Annotated in this window: 20 protein-coding genes; 2 read left to right on the top strand and 18 right to left on the bottom strand. The window is 69.9% G+C overall.

The window, feature by feature from the left end; genetic code table 11:
* Nucleotides 1-29 precede the first annotated feature (29 nt).
* Nucleotides 30-779 carry a class I SAM-dependent methyltransferase gene (locus EV192_RS22295; RefSeq protein ID WP_132118430.1) on the top strand — a complete coding sequence of 250 codons (750 nt, stop codon included), beginning with the start codon at nucleotides 30-32 and terminating at the stop codon, nucleotides 777-779.
* Here EV192_RS22295 and EV192_RS22290 read toward each other — a convergent pair.
* The 16 genes from EV192_RS22290 to dacB all read right to left on the bottom strand — a co-directional run bounded on the left by EV192_RS22290 (nucleotide 776) and on the right by dacB (nucleotide 16,855).
* Nucleotides 776-1,558 (bottom strand): type III pantothenate kinase, encoded by a 783-nt coding sequence (locus EV192_RS22290; protein WP_132118427.1) that lies wholly within the window; start codon nucleotides 1,556-1,558, stop codon nucleotides 776-778. The two genes, EV192_RS22295 and EV192_RS22290, sit on opposite strands and share 4 nt — an antisense overlap.
* Nucleotides 1,559-1,561: 3 nt before the next feature.
* Nucleotides 1,562-2,065 (bottom strand): aspartate 1-decarboxylase, encoded by a 504-nt coding sequence (panD, locus tag EV192_RS22285; RefSeq protein WP_132118425.1) that lies wholly within the window; start codon nucleotides 2,063-2,065, stop codon nucleotides 1,562-1,564.
* Between the two features lie 13 nt (nucleotides 2,066-2,078).
* Entirely contained in the window at nucleotides 2,079-2,969 is an 891-nt protein-coding gene (gene panC / locus EV192_RS22280; RefSeq protein WP_132118423.1) for a pantoate--beta-alanine ligase, read from the bottom strand.
* Nucleotides 2,970-3,857, bottom strand: coding sequence for a Rossmann-like and DUF2520 domain-containing protein (locus EV192_RS22275; protein WP_132118421.1), 888 nt, complete (start codon nucleotides 3,855-3,857; stop codon nucleotides 2,970-2,972).
* Nucleotides 3,858-3,902: 45 nt separating this feature from the next.
* The gene (locus tag EV192_RS22270) at nucleotides 3,903-5,027 is read right to left on the bottom strand and encodes a PrsW family intramembrane metalloprotease (protein ID WP_243726998.1); all 1,125 of its coding nucleotides are present in this window, start codon (nucleotides 5,025-5,027) and stop codon (nucleotides 3,903-3,905) included.
* A 264-nt stretch (nucleotides 5,028-5,291) separates the two neighbouring features.
* A complete protein-coding gene (locus tag EV192_RS22265) occupies nucleotides 5,292-6,728 on the bottom strand; it encodes a DUF6779 domain-containing protein (RefSeq protein WP_132118419.1) in 1,437 nt (478 codons plus the stop codon).
* 80 nt (nucleotides 6,729-6,808) lie between these two features.
* Nucleotides 6,809-7,264: a DUF3180 domain-containing protein gene (locus tag EV192_RS22260; RefSeq protein ID WP_132118417.1), complete on the bottom strand. Its 456-nt coding sequence runs from the start codon at nucleotides 7,262-7,264 to the stop codon at nucleotides 6,809-6,811.
* Complete coding sequence (folK, locus tag EV192_RS22255) at nucleotides 7,261-7,755, bottom strand: 2-amino-4-hydroxy-6-hydroxymethyldihydropteridine diphosphokinase (RefSeq protein WP_132118415.1); 495 nt, start codon at nucleotides 7,753-7,755, stop codon at nucleotides 7,261-7,263. Before folK ends, EV192_RS22260 begins: the two co-directional genes overlap by 4 nt.
* Nucleotides 7,752-8,114, bottom strand: a complete 363-nt coding sequence (folB, locus tag EV192_RS22250) for a dihydroneopterin aldolase (RefSeq protein ID WP_132119710.1) — start codon at nucleotides 8,112-8,114, stop codon at nucleotides 7,752-7,754. Before folB ends, folK begins: the two co-directional genes overlap by 4 nt.
* Nucleotides 8,111-8,944, bottom strand: coding sequence for a dihydropteroate synthase (folP, locus tag EV192_RS22245; protein ID WP_243726997.1), 834 nt, complete (start codon nucleotides 8,942-8,944; stop codon nucleotides 8,111-8,113). The genes folB and folP overlap by 4 nt, the downstream gene beginning before the upstream one ends.
* The gene (gene folE / locus EV192_RS22240) at nucleotides 8,941-9,546 is read right to left on the bottom strand and encodes a GTP cyclohydrolase I FolE (RefSeq protein ID WP_132118413.1); all 606 of its coding nucleotides are present in this window, start codon (nucleotides 9,544-9,546) and stop codon (nucleotides 8,941-8,943) included. The genes folP and folE overlap by 4 nt, the downstream gene beginning before the upstream one ends.
* A gap of 26 nt (nucleotides 9,547-9,572) precedes the next feature.
* On the bottom strand, nucleotides 9,573-11,762 hold the full coding sequence (gene ftsH, locus EV192_RS22235) for an ATP-dependent zinc metalloprotease FtsH (RefSeq protein WP_132118411.1): 2,190 nt from the start codon (nucleotides 11,760-11,762) through the stop codon (nucleotides 9,573-9,575).
* A gap of 218 nt (nucleotides 11,763-11,980) precedes the next feature.
* Nucleotides 11,981-12,535, bottom strand: coding sequence for a hypoxanthine phosphoribosyltransferase (hpt, locus tag EV192_RS22230; RefSeq protein WP_132118409.1), 555 nt, complete (start codon nucleotides 12,533-12,535; stop codon nucleotides 11,981-11,983).
* Between the two features lie 22 nt (nucleotides 12,536-12,557).
* Nucleotides 12,558-13,502 (bottom strand): tRNA lysidine(34) synthetase TilS, encoded by a 945-nt coding sequence (gene tilS, locus EV192_RS22225; RefSeq protein ID WP_132118407.1) that lies wholly within the window; start codon nucleotides 13,500-13,502, stop codon nucleotides 12,558-12,560.
* Nucleotides 13,478-14,539, bottom strand: coding sequence for a zinc-dependent metalloprotease (locus tag EV192_RS22220; protein ID WP_132118405.1), 1,062 nt, complete (start codon nucleotides 14,537-14,539; stop codon nucleotides 13,478-13,480). The genes tilS and EV192_RS22220 overlap by 25 nt, the downstream gene beginning before the upstream one ends.
* 195 nt (nucleotides 14,540-14,734) lie before the next feature.
* Nucleotides 14,735-16,855, bottom strand: coding sequence for a D-alanyl-D-alanine carboxypeptidase/D-alanyl-D-alanine endopeptidase (gene dacB, locus EV192_RS22215; RefSeq protein ID WP_132118403.1), 2,121 nt, complete (start codon nucleotides 16,853-16,855; stop codon nucleotides 14,735-14,737).
* A gap of 121 nt (nucleotides 16,856-16,976) precedes the next feature.
* Here dacB and EV192_RS22210 point away from each other — a divergent pair, with 121 nt between their 5' ends.
* Nucleotides 16,977-17,468, top strand: coding sequence for an inorganic diphosphatase (locus tag EV192_RS22210; protein ID WP_132118401.1), 492 nt, complete (start codon nucleotides 16,977-16,979; stop codon nucleotides 17,466-17,468).
* A 57-nt stretch (nucleotides 17,469-17,525) separates the two neighbouring features.
* On the opposite strand, the gene EV192_RS22205 is transcribed toward EV192_RS22210, so the two are convergent.
* Nucleotides 17,526-19,199 (bottom strand): MDR family MFS transporter, encoded by a 1,674-nt coding sequence (locus tag EV192_RS22205; RefSeq protein ID WP_132118399.1) that lies wholly within the window; start codon nucleotides 19,197-19,199, stop codon nucleotides 17,526-17,528.
* On the bottom strand, nucleotides 19,199-19,723 hold the full coding sequence (locus tag EV192_RS22200) for a MarR family winged helix-turn-helix transcriptional regulator (RefSeq protein WP_132118397.1): 525 nt from the start codon (nucleotides 19,721-19,723) through the stop codon (nucleotides 19,199-19,201). The genes EV192_RS22205 and EV192_RS22200 overlap by 1 nt, the downstream gene beginning before the upstream one ends.
* Nucleotides 19,724-19,785: the final 62 nt, after the last annotated feature.

Below are 19,785 nucleotides of genomic sequence, written 5' to 3'. Positions count from 1 at the left end.
GCCAACGGGTTACCTCTACGTTGGGCAGGGTGACCAATCCCGACGCAGAGCTGCACGCCCGCCGGGCCGCGTCCTTCGGCGCGCAGGCCGCTGCCTACGCCGAACACCGGCCGGACTATCCCGACGCCGCGATCGGCTGGGTACTCGGCAAGGGCACCGAGAACGTCCTCGATCTGGCCGCGGGAACGGGGAAACTCACCCAGTCCCTGCTCGCGCGCGGTCTACGGGTGACCGCCGTCGAGCCGGACGCCGAGATGCTGGCCGAGCTGAGTAAACGATTTCCCGAGGCTGAGGCGATGACCGGGACGGCCGAGGACATCCCGTTGCCGGCCGGATCGGTCGACGCCGTCCTGGTCGGCCAGGCGTTCCACTGGTTCGACGTGGCCAAGGCGCTCGACGAGATCGGCCGCGTGCTCCGGCCCGGCGGCATGCTCGGCGCGTTCTGGAACTACGAGAACCCCGACGTCCCTTGGGTCGCGCGCTACGAGGAACTGGTCCGCACCGGCGTCAGCCGCACCACGTCCCAAGGCCCGCTGCCGGACGGCCACCCCCTGTTCGGCCCGTTCGAACGGGACACGTTCGACCACTCCTTCCGCCGTACCGCGGAAAGCCTGGCCGCGACGGTCGCGACCCACTCGCACATGCTGGTGGCGAGCGAAGCGGACCGGACCGCGGCGCTGACCCGGCTGCTGACCTACCTGAAAGCCCAGCCGGAGACCGCGAACGGCGAGTTCGACCTGCCACTCCGCACGATCGCCGTGAAAACCCGCCGTCGCTAGCGTTGGTTGCGTTCGAAGACCAGGCGCAGGCCGAGCAGGGTCAGGTCCGGGTGGTGGTGCTGGATCGTCTCCGACTCGGCCACCACCACCGGGGCCAGGCCGCCGGTCGCGATCACCGTGACCGGCCCGTCCTTCTCGTGGCCCTGGTCGTGCAGCTCACGGACGATCCGCCGGACCAGCCCGTCGACCTGGCCGGTGAAGCCGTACAGGATCCCGGACTGCAGGCACTCCACGGTGTTCTTGCCGATCACCGACCTCGGCCGGACGACCTCGACCTTGCGTAGCGCGGCCGCGCGTGCGGCCAACGCGTCCACCGAGATCTCGATGCCGGGCGCGAACACCCCGCCGAGGAACTCGCCCCGCGCGGAGATCACGTCGATGTTCGTGGACGTCCCGAAATCCACCACCACACACGCCGTGCTGTACAGGTGGTGCGCGGCGAGCGTGTTGATCACCCGGTCGCCGCCGACCTCCTTCGGGTTGTCCACCAGCAGCGGCACACCCGTGCGCACTCCTGGCTCCACGATCAGCTTCGGCACGTTGTCGTAGTAGCGGGCCAGCATCACCCGCAACTCCCGCAGCACGGCCGGGACTGTGGACAGCGCCGACACAGCCGTGACCTTGTCCGCGTCCGCGCCGAGCAGGCCACGCATGGTCAGGGCCAACTCGTCCGCGGTCATCCGCGCGTCGGTGCGCATCCGCCAGTCGTGGACCAGCGTCGGGCCGTCGTACAGGCCAAGGACGATGTTGGTGTTGCCGACGTCGATCGCGAACAGCACTCGCTACCTCGAATTGTTCTCAGGCTGGAGGCCCGAAGATCTGCTTGCGGGATCGAGCATCAGCAGCGCGTCCAGCTTCGCGGCGTCGGCGGTCTCAGCGACGACGCCGCCGCTGGTCAGACCGGAGTCCTCGGGCACGTACGCCGGGTCGTCGTCCAGGGACACGACCTTGTTCTCGCCGTCCACGAACACGACCTTCGGCCGGAACGCGGCCGCCTCGGCGTTGTCCATGATCCCGTACGCGATCACGATCACCAGGTCACCCGGGTGGACGAGGTGCGCCGCGGCGCCGTTGATGCCGAGCACGCCGGTGCCCCGCTCGCCTTCGATGACGTACGTCTCCAGGCGGGCGCCGTTGGTCACGTCGACGACCGTGACCTGCTCGCCGGCCAGCAGGTCGGCCGCGTCCATCAGGTCCGCGTCGACCGTGAGCGACCCCACGTAGTGCAGGTCGGCCTGGGTGACCGTGGCCCGGTGGATCTTGGACTTCAGCATCGTGCGCAGCATGGACAGACCCCCTCTACTGGTCGGGCTCGGGCGGTTCGCCCAGCCACAACCCGGTGTTGTCGATCAGCCTGGTGGTCCCCACCTTGGCCGCGACCAGCAGCCGCGCCGCGCCCTGCTCGCCCGGGTCGGCGAGCTCGGGGTCCCGTACCTCGAGGTAGTCCACCGCGACCTCGGGGTGGCCGGCCAGGACCGCGAGGGCGGCCTTCCGTACCGCTTCCACTCCCTCACGCCCCGCGTGCGCGCCGGCGGTGAGCGCCGCGGACAACGCGACCGCGCTCCGGCGTTCAGCCTCGTTCAGGTACACGTTCCGGGACGACATCGCCAGCCCGTCGGACTCGCGCACGATCGGCACCCCGACCACCCTGGTCTCCATGTCCAGGTCCGCGGCCATCCGCCGGACCAGCACGAGCTGCTGGTAGTCCTTCTCGCCGAACATCGCGTAGTCCGGCCGCACGATGTTGAACAGCTTGGCCACGACCGTGAGCACACCCTCGAAGTGCCCCGGCCGCACAGCCCCCTCCAGCTCGGCACCCAACGGTCCAGGGTGGACAGTCACCTGCGAGCCCGGCGGGTACATGTGGTGCGGCTCAGGCGTGAACACGATCTCCACGCGCTCCTCGGCGCAGGCCGCCAGGTCCGCCTCCAACGGCCGCGGGTAGCGCGACAGGTCCTCGTTCGGCCCGAACTGCAACGGGTTCACGAAGATGGACACCACCAGGATGGTGTTCGGGATGTTGCGGGCGCGCCTGATCAGCTCGCGGTGGCCGGCGTGCAGGGCGCCCATGGTCGGCACGAGCACGATCTTGTTGCCGGTCGCCCGCAGCGCGCGGGTGACCCGGACGACGTCCTGCGGGTCACTGTGCACGTGCAGCCGGCCGCGGGTGAACTGGGGGGTGGCGGTCACTCAGCGCTCCTCGTTGATGGCGTCGAACACGTCCGGCGCGAGATCCGCGCGCAGCAGTCCGCTGTCGGCGGCGCGGTACGCCGTCCGCCTGGCCAGTTCCCGGTACGCCGGCAGCATCTCAGGTGCCTTGTCCCGCAACACTTCCATGTGTTTGCGGACGGTCCCGGCGTCGCCGCGGGCGACCGGGCCGGTCAGCGCGCGGTCGCCGTGCCGCAGCGCGTTGTCCAGTGCCGCCGACAACAGCGGGCCGATCAGCCGCTCGGGTGTGCCGATGTCGGCCCGCCGCAACAGTTCCACCGCGTCGCCGACCAACGTCATCAGGTGGTTCGCGCCGTGCGTCAAGGCCGCGTGGTACGCCGGACGGGCGGCGGACGGGACACGTACGGGATCCGAGCCCATCTCCACGACGAGCGCCTCGCCCACGTTCCACGCGGTGTCGTCGCCGTCGGCCGCGGTGATCCCGATCGAGCAGGCCGTCAGCCGGTCCAGGTCCTCCGGACGGCCGGTGAACGTCATCACGGGATGCAGCGCCAGCGGCAACGCGCCATGGTCGGCGGCCGGGCCGAGGACCTCGACGCCGGACGCGCCGGACGTGTGCACCACGATCTGTCCGGGCCGCAGCGAGCCGGTCGCGGCGAGCCCGCGGACCATCCCCGACAGCGCGTCGTCGGGCAACGCGAACAGCACCAGGTCCGCCTTGCTCACCACCTCGTCCGGCGGCAGCAGCGGCACCCCCGGCAGCATCTCCTCGGCCCGTCGGACCGACTCCCGGGAGACCCCGGACGCGGCGACCACGGCGTGACCGGCCCTGGCCAGGGCGGCACCCAACACCACACCCACCCGGCCGGCGGACACCACGCCCACTCCGAGGCGCGCGGGGCGGCTCATAGCAAGTCATCTCCTCCTGGCGGCAGCGACGAGCTTTGAGGGTAGTCAGTGTCCTGACGCCGCCCGCACCGCAGTGGCGCGGGCCACGCGGACCGCGTTCGTGTACTCCTCTTCGCGGCCGTTGTGGCTGGCCCGCGCGAATGCCAACTCGGTGACCGTGACCTGGTAGTCCGCGACCGCCCGCGCGGCCACCGGCCCGTACTTGCGACGGATCCGCCGGCGCCACTCCAGCCGCCGCCGCAGGCTGCCGAGCAGCTCTGTCTCGCTCGCCGCGACCAGGCCCTCCCGGACGAACTCGGGCAGGGCCGCCGCGACGATCCGCTGCTCCCGCTTACGCGCCCAGTGGACCAGCGCCGCGGCCCCGACGAACACCGGGACCATGATCAGGAAGTACACGTTCAGGAACGTCCTGGCGTTGCCCAGCGTCGCCGCGGCGTTCCACAGGGCGTGCAGGCCGACGGCGATCACGTAGCCGACGATGGGAGCGGCGATCCGGATCCCGCGTCTGGTCGTGGTCGCCGCGACACCCAGGCCGATGCCGGTCATCACCGTGAACAACGGATGGGTGAACGGGGCCAGCACGCCGCGCAGGATGAACGCGCCGATGACACCGGTGTGGCCGAATCCGTGCTCGACGAAGATCCGGCCGAAGTAGTAGACGTTCTCGGTGAACGCGAACCCGGCGGCGCACATCCCGCCGTAGACGATCCCGTCCACCACCCCGTCGAACTCGTGCCGCCGCCGCAGGAAGATCGCCAGCACGAAGGCGCCCTTGGCGGCCTCCTCGATGAGCGGCGCGGACACCACCGCGCTGACCGTGTCCCCGCCGCCCTTCCCCAGCAGCAGGTCGCCCACGACCGCGGCGGTGTTGTTGATCAGCAGCGCGGTCAACGTCGCCCCGAACGCGCCCCACGTGAACGCCAGCCACAGCAGCTTGGCCGGCTCCGGCTCCCACCGGTCGATCCACAGGAACACGGCGACGACAGGCACGACAGGCAGCAACGCGGCGCCCAACCCGATGAGTTCGGCGACCAACCCCACCCGGGCGGTCAGGTACGCGAACACCCCCAACCCGCACAGACTGAGGACGATCAATCCGACAACGGGCAGCAGCACCGTGAACCGACGCGGCTTCGGCCGTTGCCGAACCCCCGACTCCTCAACCGTCACGGTGTCTGATTGTCCTCGCTCCGCTCGGACGCGCTTGGCGGTGTTTGATTTGTCCTCGCTCCGCTCGGACGCGCTTGGCCGCCTTCAGCCGGTCATTTCCACCCCAGCCCACGCTACCGACATCTTCGCTCGGGGCTGGCCACCGCTGGGCTCGGGGCGATGTCGGGCGTGTTCTGGGGCGTAAATGACCGGCGCGGCCAAGCGGGGGCTGGTGTCGGCGCGGCCAAGCCTGCGGCGCGGTTTTGGGGCGGCACCGGCGGGTGGTCAGTCCTCGCGGCGGCGACGGCGGCGCGGGTTCTCCGTCGTTCCGTGCGCGGCGAGCAGTTCGCTCACCGAGCGGCCTTCGGTGTGCGAACCGGTCGGCTCGGCCGGTGGCGCTGGCTTGGCGTGGCTTCCGGTGGTGCGGGCGCCGAGGCTGTCCTGCCAGGACGGCGCGTCCTCCGCACGCCTCCGACGGCCGCCACCCGCGGTCTCCTCCGGCGGTTCGGCGTGGCGCCCCGGCGGGACGGCCTCCGACTCCGGTGCGCGGCGGCGACCGCCACTGGTGTCGTCGGGGCGACGCCGCTCGGCGGGTGGCGGAGGCGGCGGTAGTGGTTCGGCGACGGGTTGCTGCACGCGGGTCGCCGCCTCGACCCGAGGCGACTCGTTCACCGGCGGCTGCACCCTGGTGATGGCGTCCGTGGGACGGGCCTGCGGCGACGCCGCCGGCGTGGGCAACGGCTGGCTCGCCTGCGGCGGGGTCGGCAGAGGCTGACTGGCCTGCGGGCGTTTGGGCAACGGCTGGCTGGCCTGTGGCGCTTTGGGCGGCCGCGGTGGACGGCCCGGCTGGGCGGGATTGCTCCGCTCCCAGGACGGCGTCCAGTTCGGGTCCAGGCCCTCGCCGAGGCTCTGGCCCGGGTCACCGGCGACCGGCCGGTGGTAGGCCTCCTGGCGTGGGGTGGCGTGACCAGGCGGAATGACCGGCTCCCACCACCCCGACCCCGGGTCGGACGGGTCGACGCGCTGCTCGCGGGGTACCACCGACGGGCGAACCGGACGGTCCGGCTCACGCGGCGCCGACCGCTCCGAACGCTGCGACCGCTGCGTCGGTGGCCGGCGCGACGGCTGGTGCGGCCGCTCGACCACCCGTTCCATCAGCTCGGTCTGCGGCTCGGACGGGACGACGACCTGCTCACGCGGGCTCGCGTTGAGGCGTTTCACCTGGTTCTGCCGGGGCAGCTGCGAGCCGTCGTCACCGATCGAACGCATCCGCGTCGCCTGCAGGGCGAGCCGTTCGACGAGCACCTCGCCGCCCAACAGGGACTGCAGGGTTTCCCGCAACGCGCCCAACTCGGTCCGCAACGCCTCGATGTCCTGCCTGGACTCGTCATCGGCCTTGCGCTTGGCCTCCGCCTCCAGCTCCAGCTCGTACTCCCGGCGGGCCGCGATCTCGCGTTCCAGCTCAAGCTCATAGACCGCCTGCATGTCGGCGGCGTTGTCGGCGCCGTCGCTGACCTGCCGGCGGAACCGGGCGGCGAGGAACACGCCCAGCAGGGCCGCCCAGAGCGCGGCCACGATGCCCAACTTGAGGAACCGGGCGTCGTCGCTCATCACCAGGACGATGGTGGCGCCGAAACCCAGCACCAGCGCGCCGCCCAGCAACAGGCGAGCCGTGCTGGGCACCCTGCTGCCATCGCGCGTCGAGACGGCACGGCTGGTCATGGCGTACACCGTACCGGTCAGTTACCGGTCCGAGACCAAGTCGTGTCGCTCGAATTCGGTCAATCCCCGTAACGAAGCGCTCAACGGTCTTTCGGTTCGTCCGGATCGTCCGGTGTTCGGCAGCAGTGTTCGAGCCACAGGCCGGCGGCGATCAGGGCGGCGGCGCAGAGCGCGCCGATGATCGAACTCGTCGTGTCGTTCGCCGCCGCGACGATGTCCGACCGCTTGGGGAACACATACGCGAGCACGCCGACCCAGGCGCCGAGCATGATCGCGCCCAACAGGGACGACGCCTTCGCCAAAGCGACCGCGCGAGCCGCGGTGAGCGCCTCCACCGGACGACCGCTCTTGCGACGGATCCTGGCCCGCAGTGAGACCGCGAGCACCACGTCGATCGCGGCGACGACGACAAGCGTCACACCGGCCAATGTGGGCAGCGGCGGCAGCGAGCCGTACGCCGACCGCATGATCACGTACAGCACGATCCCCGCGAGCAGCCCGGCGATCGCCAGGTCCCGTGGCCTGGTGAACCTCACACAGCCTCCAGCGTCAGATCCTCGCGCAGCCGCACGCCGTCGACCTCGGCCGCGGGCAGTGCCGCCACCAGGTCCCGGACCCGGCCGTGTCCGGGCAGCTCCGCGTCCGGCCGCACGGCCAGCCACGGCACCAGCACGAACGCCCGCTCGTGCGCCCGTGGATGCGGCAGTTCGAGCCGGGGATCGTCGCTGGTCACGCCGGAGACCGTAACGATGTCCACGTCGAGCGTGCGCGGCCCCCACCGCCTGTCGCGGACCCGCCCGGCCGCGTTCTCCAGCTCGTGCGCCCGACGCAACCAGCCCCACTCGTCGACGTCATCTGCCGCGACGACGAGCACCGCGTTGAGGAAGTCGTCCTGGTCGGTCACGCCCCATGGCGCGGTCTGGTACACCGGCGACACGGCCACCACCGGCAGTCCGTCCACAGTGGACTTCAGGTGGCCGAGCCGGTCACCCATGTTGGACCCGACGGACAACACCGCGACGGTCATCCGCGCTCCCGGTGCACGGTCACGGCCACGTCCGCGAACGTCAACGGGATCGGCGCGGCCGGCTTGTGGACGGTCACTTCCACGGCGTGCGCCCGCTCATCCCGCAGGACCATGTCGGCGATCTCCCCGGCCACGGTCTCGATCAGGTCCCGCGCCGGCCCGGCGACAATCGCCGCCGCCCCTTCGGCCAGTTCGCCGTAGTGCAGCGTCCTGGTCAGGTCGTCGGTCCTGGCGGCCTCGTCCAGCGAGATCCACACCCTGATGTCGACGAGGAAATCCTGGCCGTCGCGTTTCTCGTGCTCGAACACGCCATGGTTGCCGCGCACGCGCAGTCCCGTCAGCGTGATCTGGTCCTTCAGCCCCATTGGGCGACCACCCGCACCGCGTCCAACGATCGCGCGACATCGTGCACGCGCACACCCCACACACCTTTCGCCGCGGCGAGCGTGGATATCGCCGCGGTCGCGTCCTCACGTCCGTCCGGCGGCCTCGGGGTGCCGTCCACGGCCGCCAACAACCGCCCGATGAAACGTTTGCGCGACGCCCCAACCAGCACGGGGAAACCCAGGTCGAGGAACGTGTCCAGGTGCCGCAACAAAGCCCAGTCGTGGTCGGCCTGCTTGGCGAACCCCAACCCCGGGTCGATCACGATGGCGTCCTGCGCCACCCCGGACCTGAGCGCCGCGTCGACCCGGGCGCACAACTCGTCCCGGACCTCCGCCACAACGTTGGCATAGTCGGCGAGCGAGTTCATGTCCTTGCTGTGTCCACGCCAGTGCATCAGGATCCACGGCACACCCGCGTCCGCCACGACCCGCGCCATGTCCGGATCCGCCAGCCCACCGGACACGTCGTTCACGATCACCGCACCCGCTTCGAGCGCGGCCTCAGCAACCCGCGCGCGCATGGTGTCCACGCTGATCCGCACGCCCGCGCCCGCCAACTCCGTGATCACCGGCTCGATCCGCGCGATCTCGACGTCGACCTCGACCCGCTGAGCCCCCGGCCGCGTCGACTCCCCGCCGATATCCACCAGATCCGCGCCCAACGCCCACATCTCACGCCCGTGCTTGAGCGCGTCATCGATGGTGAAGTACCGGCCGCCGTCGGAGAACGAGTCCGGCGTCACGTTCAGCACGCCCATCACCACGCAACGACCCGGCCGAGGCAACAGCCGGTGCTTGGTCATCGACGCGCCTTGATCAGGTCCAACGCCTCAGCTCTCGACGACGCCGAAGTCTTGAACTGCCCCCGCACAGCCGAAGTCGTGGTCCGCGACCCGGGCTTGCGCACCCCCCGCATCGCCATGCACAGGTGCTCGGCCTCGATCACCACGATCACGCCACGCGGCTGAAGCGTCCGGACAAGCGAATCGGCGATCTGGGAGGTCAGCCGCTCCTGCACCTGCGGCCGTTTGGCATAGGCGTCCACCAAACGGGCCACTTTGGACAGTCCGGTTACTTTGCCGTGCTCATTGGGAATGTAGCCAACATGCGCGACGCCATGGAATGGCAAAAGGTGGTGTTCACAGAATGAATAGATGGGAATGTCGGTGACCAGGACGAGTTCCTCGTGGCTCTCGTCGAAGGTCTTGGCCAGCACCGAATCCGGGTCCATGTACAGGCCCGCGAACATCTCGCGGTACGCCCGAGCTACCCGGGAGGGGGTGTCGGCGAGGCCTTCGCGGTCCGGGTTCTCGCCGCAGGCGAGCAGTAGTTCGCGGACGGCTTTCTCGGCGCGTTCCTGGTCGAATACACGCCGAACGGAGTGGCTGCCGGTGGTGGCAGCCACTCCGTTCGGGGACAACGGAGGGTTGTTCAGCGGTTACCGTCCCGATCCTCGGGGTCCCGGTTCGGTGAGGTCGCCGGGCGCCAGCCGGGAGGCGCGCCGTAGTTCGGCGGGCCACCGGGTCGGCTCTGCTCCTTGAACGGGTCCGAGCCGTAGGTCGGTGGGCTGTACGCCGGCGGCAGGCCGTTCGGCAGTGCGCCGTTGCTGGCGTTGGCCTCTTTCTGGGTGTCCGTCGCGCTGCCGAGGGCACCGACCGGGGTCGGCTCGGGTTCCTCGGTGTGCGGCGGCCAGGGCTCGCCGCGTTCGATCGCCAGCTCGCCGCGGGTCTTGATCGGCGGCTTGTCGGACGGGACGCGCTCGCCGAAGTCGTTGAACGCGGTGATCCGGGGCCGCTTCTCCACCCGGGAGAAGATCCGCTCCAGGTCCTTGCGCTGCAACGTCTCCTTGTCCAGCAGCTCGACCACGAGGTCGTCCAGCACGTCCCGGTAGGTGTTGAGCACCTCCCAGGCCTCGGTGTGCGCGGCCTCGATGAGCGCCCGCACCTCCTCGTCGATCTCGTGCGCCACTTCCAGCGAGTAGTCCGGCGCGTGGCCCATGGACCGGCCGAGGAACGGGTCGCCCTGCTCCTGGCCGTACTTCACGGCACCCAGTCGGGCGCTCATGCCGTACTCGGTCACCATCGCCTTGGCGATCTTGGTGGCCTGGTCGATGTCCGACGACGCGCCCGTGGTCGGCTCGTGGAACACCAGTTCCTCGGCCGAACGCCCACCGAGCGCGAACACCAGGCGCGCGATCATCTCCGAGCGGGTCATCAGGCCCTTGTCGTCCTCGGGGACGACCAGAGCGTGCCCACCCGTCCGGCCACGCGGCAGGATCGTCAGCTTGTAGACCGGCTCCAGGTCGGGCATGGCCCACGCGGCCAGCGCGTGCCCGCCTTCGTGGTAGGCCGTGATCTTCTTCTCCTTCTCGGAGATGATCCGGCTCTTGCGGGCCGGGCCGCCGATCACGCGGTCGACCGACTCCTCCAGCGCGATGCCGTCGATCACCGAGCCGTTCTGGCGGGCGGTCAGCAGCGCCGCCTCGTTCAGCACGTTCGCCAGGTCCGCGCCGGACATGCCGACCGTGCGCTTGGCGAGGCTGAGCAACTCCACGTCCGGCGCCATCGGCTTGCCCTTGGCATGCACCTCGAGGATCTTGCGGCGGCCGGTCAGGTCCGGCGCCGACACCGGGATCTGCCGGTCGAACCGGCCCGGCCGGAGCAGCGCCGGGTCCAGGATGTCCGGCCGGTTGGTCGCGGCGATCAGGATGATCCCGCCGCGCGCGTCGAAGCCGTCCATCTCGACCAGCAGCTGGTTCAGGGTCTGTTCGCGCTCGTCGTGGCCGCCGCCGAGGCCGGCGCCACGCTGGCGGCCGACCGCGTCGATCTCGTCGACGAAGATGATGCAGGGCGCGTTCTGCTTGGCCTGTTCGAACAGGTCACGCACCCGGGAGGCGCCGACACCCACGAACATCTCGACGAAGTCGGAGCCGGAGATCGTGTAGAACGGCACCCCAGCCTCGCCGGCCACCGCGCGCGCGAGCAGCGTCTTGCCCGTGCCGGGCGGGCCGTAGAGCAGCACACCCTTCGGGATCTTCGCGCCGAGCGCCTGGTAGCGGCCGGGGTTCTGGAGGAAGTCCTTGATCTCGTACAGCTCTTCGACGGCCTCGTCGACACCGGCCACGTCGCCGAAGGTGGTCTTGGGCATGTCCTTGTTCAGCTGTTTCGCCTTGGACTTGCCGAAGTTCATCACCCGGTTCCCGCCGCCCTGGACGTTGTTCATCATCCAGAGCAACAGCAGTCCCAGCAGCACCAGCGGGATCGCGAACAGGAGGATCTGGGAGAGGAAGGACTCCTGGGTGACCTTCGTGTCGAAGTTCACGTTGTTCGTCCGGAGCAGGTTGAACACCTCGGCGGTGCTGCTCCCACCCGGGAAGAACGTGAAGACCTGTTTCTGGCCGTCGGCCTTGCTCGGATCCTTGAGGGTCAGCTTGAGCTGCTGCTCCTTGTCCTCCAGCGTCGCCTTGTCGACATTCCCGGTGTTGATCTGTGTGATCGCCTGGCTCGTGCTGACCTGGGCGTATCCACGGGTGTCGTCAAAGATCGTGCTGAACGCGAGGTACAGCAGGAACACCGCCAGTATCCACAGCAGCGGGTTACGGAGCAGTCGCTTGCGGTCCATTCACTTACGGCCGCCGGGCGGCCTCGACCCTCCCTGACTTGCTTATCGGGTAGTGGTGGCCCCACTACCCGCACCGGCGGGGCAATCCGGTCCAACCAGCGTACCGCCCACATCCAGCCCACGACGCACCCAGTTACGGACGGTAGCGCGTCACCCGACCGGACACGGATGTAACGGCCGGATCCGACCCGGTGTTCCCGGCGATTCTGAGGGGTTCCTCAGGACGAGTAGACCGCTGGGTCCAATGTCCCAATGTACGGCAGGTCGCGGTACCGCTCGGCGTAGTCCAGGCCGTACCCGACGACGAACTCGTTCGGGATCTCGAAGCCGACGTACTCGACCGGGACGTCCACCATCACCGCGTCGGGTTTGCGCAGCAGCGTGCACACCCGCAGGGTGGCCGGGTTGCGCGAGGCGAGGTTCTTGAGCAGCCACGACAGGGTCAGCCCCGAGTCGATGATGTCCTCGACGATCAGCACGTCCCGGCCGGCGATGTCGCGGTCCAGGTCCTTCAGGATCCGCACCACGCCGGACGACGAGGTGGCCGAGCCATACGAGCTAACTGCCATGAACTCCAGCTGGACGGGGATCGGCATCGCCCTGGCCAGGTCTGTCATGAACATCACGGCGCCTTTGAGCACCCCGACGAGGACCAGGTCCGAACGCGCGCCGCCGGCCGGGTAGTCGTCGGCCACCTGCTTGGCGAGTTCGGCGATCTTCTCGTTGATCTCTTGCTCGGTGATCAGCACGGAGGCGATGTCGCCGTCGTACACGCCTTCCCCTCTCAGATGGGCCTCAACCGGCACTGCCGGGCGGTAGTACGCAGAGCCTGCCATGCCGGCGGCGGGCGACAAAGCCGCCCGGCAACCACACACCGCCCTGACCACGCCATTCACCCACGAGAGCGGCGACCGAGCGGAGGTGGCCGTCGGTGAGGTCGCGCACTCCGGCGTCCTTCAGCCAGCCGCGCAGCACCCGCCGCTGGACCGCGGCCGGCTGCTCGGCGAGGCCGGCGACCAGCAGGGTTCCCTCGTCGATCACGGCTTTCCGGACATCGGCGGCCAGTGTGTCGAGCGCCTCAAGGTCGTCCCGGAGCTGCCCGGCGGTCCGCGCCAGGGCCTCGGCGACACCTCCGTGCAGAACTTCCTCCATCAGGGGGATGACCTCGTGCCTCAGCCGCACCCGGGTGAACCGGGAATCGGTGTTGTGCGGATCACGCCACGGGTCGAGCCCGAGCTCGCGGCATGCCTGTTCGGTCACATCCCGCCGGATGCCGAGCAGCGGACGGCCCCACGGTGGGTCGAGCGCGCGCATGCCCGCGATGGATCTGGGGCCAGAGCCGCGGCCCAGGCCGAGCAGGACGGTCTCGGCCTGGTCGTCCAGGGTGTGCCCCAACAAGATCAACCCGTCCGGCACGGCCTCGCGCAACGCCGCGTACCGGGCGGCGCGCGCCGCGGCCTCCAGTCCGCCTTTCGTGCCGACCTCGACCTTGAGCACGCGTGTGTCGATCTTGAGCGTGCGGAGTTGGTCGGCGGTGTTCGCCGCGACCCGGGCGGAGTCCGCCTGCAGGTCGTGGTCCACCACGAGGCCGGTGACGTCGGTGAGGGTCGCGGCGGCAGCGGCCAACGCCAACGAGTCAGCGCCTCCGGACACCGCGACCGCGACCTTGGTCGGGCCGGCGGTCTTCAGCAGATCTCGAACCGCTCGGCGGACGGTCAGGGTCGCACTCGGCGCAGCCATGCCTCGGGGTCCGTGATCTCGGCGCGGCGGGGCAGCGTGTCCGGCGACGTCCACACCGCGTTGAACCCGGCCATCCCGACCTCGCCGACGACGTGCCTGGTGAACGCGGCGCCGGCGGCGTACTGCTTGACCTTGGCGTCCACGCCGAGCAGGGTCCGCAGCACCCGGTCGAGCAACCCGCCGCCGCGCCTGCGCTCGGTGAACCGGCTGCGGATCTCGTCGACCGTCGGCACCACGGCCGGGCCGACGTCGTCCATGACGAAGTCCGCGTGGCCCTCCAGCAGGGTGGACAGCGCGATCAGGCGGTCGAAGACCTCCCGCTGGTCCTGCGACTGGAGCAGCTCCATCAACGCGACCGGACCGCTCGACGTGCTGTTGTCCAACGACCGGCTGCGCGCCTGCCTGATCACCTCGGGCAGCCGGTTGAGCGCGCTCGCCGCGGTGTCGTCCATGCCGGACAGGAACTTCGTGACCTCGCCGGCGAAGTACGTGCGCAGCCACGGCACCGCCGTGAACTGCAGCCGATGGGTGCACTCGTGCAGGCAGACCCACATCCGGAAGTCACGCGCGGGGACGTCCAACGCCCGTTGCGCGCCAATGATGTTCGGCGCCACGAGCAGCAGCCGACCGCCGTTGAACGGGTCGTACTGACCCAGCACGCGGGCGCCCATGAACGCCAGCACCATCCCGGCCTGCACACCCGCGCTGCCGGACATGACAGCACCGACAGGGCCCTCGTACGACCGGGGCAACGCGCCGTCGGTGAGCACCGACAGGCCCTCCGCGGCGGCCCTGATCCAGCCGGGCCGGTCGACCACCTCGCCGGGCGGCAACGGCAGGCCCTCGCCGAGGCCGGTGAGCTCGCGGACGTGCCCTTCGGCGACGTCGGTGATCTCCCGCAGCTCCCGCACCGCGTTCTCCGCCTCGGCCATCGGGACCGCCGGCCCACGGCGCACCAGCCGCTGCCCGGTGGAGATGGCCAACGCCCAGTCCACCGGCGAGCCCGTGTCGCCGTTGATCTCCGTCGCGGTGTTCATTGTCCTCGCTCCGCTCGGACGGACCTGGTCGCCTTCAGCCGGTGATTTCCACCCCGCCCCACGCTACCGACATCTTTCGCTCTGGGCCGGCCGCCGCCTGGGCTGGGGCGATGTCGGGCGTGTCGCGGTGCGTAGATGACCGGCGCGACCAAGTCGAGGATGTTGACCAAGTCAAAGGGTGTTACCTGGTCGAGCTTACCTGCAGCCACAGGCTCTGAGTTGGGCCGCGACCGCGTCCAGGGCCGGGCGGGCCGCGTTGGAGTCCGTGCCGCTGGTCATCATCGAGAAGACCAGCACCCGGCCGTCCGCGTCCAGCACCACTCCGGCCAACGAGTTCACCCCCGACAAAGTGCCCGTCTTCGCCCGGACCCAGCCGCGGCCGCCGGTCCCCGGGCTGTTCGGGCCGAACCGGGACTCGAGGGTGCCGCTGCCGCCCGCGACCGGCAGGCCGCCCAGCAGCGGACGGAGCTTGGCGGTCCGCGGGTCCTTGCCGTCCGGGCCGGCCGCGACCGCGAGCACCGACGCCAGCAGTCTCGGCGTCACGCGGTCCGAAGTGGATAGTCCACTGCCGTCGACCAGCGTCGAGCCGGCCGTGTCAAAACCGTTGTCCTGCAATATCTTCAACGTAGTGCGGCTGACCCCGGCGAACGACGGCTCCTCGCCGACGGTCTTCGCCACCTCGCGCGCGACCGTCTCGGCGAGCACGTTGTCGGAGATCTGCAGGTAGTTGTCGACCAGCTCGGCCAGCGGCGCCGACTTGACCTCGCCGAGCACCTTGCTGTCGGGGGGTGCGGCGACCTGAGGGTTCGGCGCGACGGTCGTGCCAAGGCGTTTGGCGAACTCCGCGGCGAGCGCCTTGGCCGGGGTGCCGGTGCGCGGGCTGTCGATGTTGGTCGGGTCCTGCCGGGCGCCGTCCATCATCAGCGGCACGATCGGCGTGATGTAGCCGCCGGCCACGTCACCCGGCAGCCAGCCCTGGGCCATGCCGTCGCCGGCGTACCGGGAGACGTCGAAGAACACCTGGCCGACCTTGCCGCCGGCACTCGCCTTCACCTGGGCGACCAGGTCGTCGAGGCGCGCGGCGCCGTGGTAGACCGAGTTCCGGCCGGCCGGGAACGACGACAGGGTCGGGTCGCCGCCGCCGACGAGCACCACGGTCCCCGGGTCCTTGCCGGCCACCACCTTGGTCACGAACTGCTGGCCGCGGTCCATCTTCAACAACGCCGCGGCGGACGTGAGGATCTTCGCGGTGGACGCGGGGGTGATCGGGTTCGACGCCCGCTGGTCCCACAGGACGGTCCCACTGGCCGGGTCCAACACAGTCCCGTTCAGCGTGCCGAGCGCGGCCACACCCGCCGGACCGGCCAGCGCGTTCTTCACGCCGTCCGGTGTCGGTGTCGGCGCGTCCGCGCTGGGCGCGTGCAACGACGGGCTGAACGCCACCGGAGCCGGCGGCGGCTGGATCACGACAGCGGGCTCGGACGGGCCGAGCCCAAGCTTGGCCCGCAGGCCCGGCACAGCGAACACGGCCGCGGCGGCGAGCCCGATGACCACCACGACCGCGCCCACGATGATCAACACCTTGCGGCGTGACTTCGGCTTCGCCGGCGGCTCGTCGTCGTCGACAACGGCAGGTTCGGGTGGCGGTGGTGGCGGCGGTGGGGTGGACGCCTGCCTGGGCTCGATGCGCATGGGCGCGGCCCGCGGCGGCTCCGGCGGCGGATAACCCTGCTGGTAGGCGGGCTCCGGCTGGCGCCGGGGCACGGACGGCTTGGCCACCGGCTGGGTCTGCTGCGCGGGGGGCATGGCCGCGGGCTGGGTCTGCTGCGGGCCGGGTTTGGTGGTCGGCTGGGTCGCGTCGACAGGCGGCGGTCCGCTGGTCTTCGTGCTGGTGTCCAGGTCGACCGTGGGGAAGAGGTCCGGCAGCGCGATGCGTTTGGTGGAGTCCTCAGTGAACAAGGACGGCCGTGTGGGTTTCGCCACTGGTTGGGCTACGACAGTCTGCTCAGCGGATCGGGGCGGTTCCGGCACCGGCCTGGCCACAACGGTCCGGTCCGGCCCGGTCGGCTTGGCCACCGGCCTGGCGATCACCGTCTTCTCGGCGTTCGAGGTCGCGCCGTTGGGGCTCCGCGGCGGGCCGGTCGTGACTTCGGGCACGTCCGGCGGGGATCTGTCGGGTTTCGGGACCGGTTGGGCGATCACCGTCCGCTCCGCGTCAGGGGTCTTTTCCAGGCTTTCAGGGTCCTCGTGGGCAGGTCTGTCCGGCGGGACGTCGTTGTCCGCGGTCGGCCACTCGGGGTGGTCCTGAACAGCCACTCCGTCCTCCTGTCCAACATCACATCGGTCACCGACCGCCGTGATGCCGGCCGAGCGCACGTTTTAGGCCAGACTAGTAGCGAACACCGACCAGCGATGATGAGCTAGCGAGGACAGGCGCGTGGAGTTCGACGTCACGATCGAGATCCCCAAGGGCGTACGCAACAAGTACGAGATGGACCACAGCACGGGACGGATCCGGTTGGACCGGACGCTGTTCACCGCCACCCAGTACCCGGCCGACTACGGGTTCGTGGACGACACGCTGGGCGAGGACGGTGACCCGCTGGACGCGCTCGTGCTGGTGCAGGAGCCGACCTTCCCCGGCTGCCTGATCCGCAGCCGGGCGATCGGCATGTTCCGGATGACCGACGAGAAGGGCGGCGACGACAAGGTCCTCTGCGTGCCCGCGGACGACCCGCGCTCGGAGCACCTGCGCGACATCCACCACCTCAACGAGTTCTACCGGCTGGAGATCCAGCACTTCTTCGAGGTGTACAAGGACCTGGAGCCGGGCAAGAGCGTGGAGGGCGCCACCTGGGTGGGCCGGGCCGAGGCCGAGGCGGAGATCCACCGCTCCTACGAACGTCTGAAGGCCGAACCCGGCCACTGAGCCGACGGCGAAGGCCCCCGGCCGCGGCCGGGGGCCTTCTTCTTCGTGGTGGGAAGCTCAGTGCATGGCCACCGCGGGGACGGCGTCCTTGTCCTCCTCGGCCGCGGCCCGCTGGATGCCCGACTTGTTGGACAGCGGGACCTCCTTGACGAACCAGATCAGCGCGAACGCCACCAGCAGCACGATCCCGCCGACGGTGAACACCGTGTCCAGCGAGCTGGCGAACCCGTCCAGGATCGGCCGGGACAGCGCCGGGTCCATGTGGGCGAGGAACGTGGTGTCGTTCAGGTCGAGACCGGCCCCGCCCTGGATGCTCTTCACCGCGCCGGCGTTCGCCGGGTTCTGCATGGCCGCGATGAACGCCGGGTCGGTCCGGGCGCTGGCGAACGCGGCGGCGATCCGGTCGCCGACCACGCCGAACAGGATGGACAGGAACACCGCTGTGCCGACCGTGCCGCCGATGGACCGGAAGAACGTCGCCGACGAGGTCGCCACGCCCATGTCCTTGGCCGGGACGTCCGCCTGGATGGCCAGCAGCAGGCTCTGCATGCACAGGCCAAGGCCGATGCCGGCCAGGAACATGATCGACATGGTCAGTGGCAGCGGCGTGGTCGTGGTGATCTGCGCGAACAGGAACAGCGCCGCGGCGGTCGCGCCGAGGCCCACGATCGGGAACACCCGGTACCGGCCGGTCCGCGAGGTGATCCGGCCGCTGCTCATCGCCGACACCATGATGCCGAACATCATCGGCAGGCTCATCAGGCCGGACTCGGTCGGCGTCGCGCCCTTGACGATCTGCAGGTAGAGCGGAAGCGACATCATCATGCCGAACATCCCGATACCCATGATGAAGTTGATCACGTTCACCATCGAGAACACCGGACGCCGGAACAGCCGCATCGGCAGCAGCGCCGCGTCGCCCATCAACTTCTCGACCACCACGAAGGCCACCAGGCCGACGGCACCGATGACGTACATGGCGATCGAGGCGCCCGAGCCCCAGCCCCATTCGCGGCCCTGCTCGGCCACGATCAGCAGCGGGACCAGGCCAAGCACCAGCGCGCCGGCGCCCCAGAAGTCGATCCGCTGCGTCACCTTGTTGTGCGGCACGTTCAGGAACTTCGTCACCACGACCATGGCGAGCAGCGCGATCGGCACGTTCAGCAGGAACACCCAGCGCCACCCGGTGATGCCGGCGAACGTGTCCAGGCCGGCGAACAGGCCGCCGATCAACGGGCCGGCCACACTGGACAGACCCCAGACGCCCATGAAGTAACCGGTGTAGCGGCTGCGCTCCCGCGGCGAGGTGATGTCCGCGATGATCGCCAGCGCCAGCGACATCAGACCACCGGCACCGAGGCCCTGCACGGCGCGGAACGCGGCGAGCTCGTACATCGACGAGGCGATGCCGGAGAGCAGTGACCCGGCGAGGAACACCGAGATCGCGGTCAGGTACATCGGCTTGCGCCCGAAGATGTCCGAGAGCTTGCCGTACAGCGGTGTCGAGATGGTCGCCGTGATCAGGTACGCGGTGGTCGCCCAGGCCTGGAGGGTCTGACCGTGCAACTGGTCGGCGATGGTCTTCATCGCCGATCCCATGATCGTCTGGTCGAGGGCGGCCAACAGCATGCCGAGCATGAGTCCGGACAGGATGGTCAGAATCTGCCGGTGGCTCAGCGCGCCGGCCCGCGCGGGGGCTGCCCCAGCGGCGGCTGTTGCCTGGTCTGACATCAGTTTTCTCCTTCGGCGCGCGACTCGGGTTGCACGCACTCGTTGATGAAGTTCGCGATGTTGCGCTCGTGTTCGGCCACGAACCGTTCGAGCAGTTCGATGAACCGCTCGCGGTCATCGACCGGCCAGTGCGCCCACATGCGCGCGATCGAGCAGCTCTTCTGCCGGTGGCGGGTCTCCAGGAGCTCGCGGCCCTTGTCGGTGACCGCCAGCAGGCTGGCCCGCCCGTCGGCCGGGTCGGCTCGCCGCTCGATCAGACCGTCCTTGACCAGCGCGGCGACCTGCCGGCTGATCGTCGACGGATCGGAGTAGACCGCCTCGGCCAAACTGTTCGACCGGGCCGGTCCGATGCTGGTCAACGCCCCCAACAGCATCATCGATGTCCGGTCGATCCCCAGCTTCGCCAACTGGGCCGCGACCGCGGCCCACTGTCGGTTGAGACCCATCATGGCGTTCCCCACCCGAGCGCCCAACTCAATATCGGCGGTACTCGGCGTGGTGACCTCACCGGGAGGAGCGACCATCTCACCCTCTGATTGCTTGCGTCATCCAACTACTTGCTAGATACAAGCATGCGCTTCGGCGG

Origin of the sequence: Actinocrispum wychmicini, from assembly GCF_004345645.1 — a bacterium.
Lineage (GTDB): Bacteria > Actinomycetota > Actinomycetes > Mycobacteriales > Pseudonocardiaceae > Kibdelosporangium > Kibdelosporangium wychmicini.
Note: the sequence above shows the minus strand (reverse complement) of the source record. Positions and strands in the feature narration are given on the sequence as shown.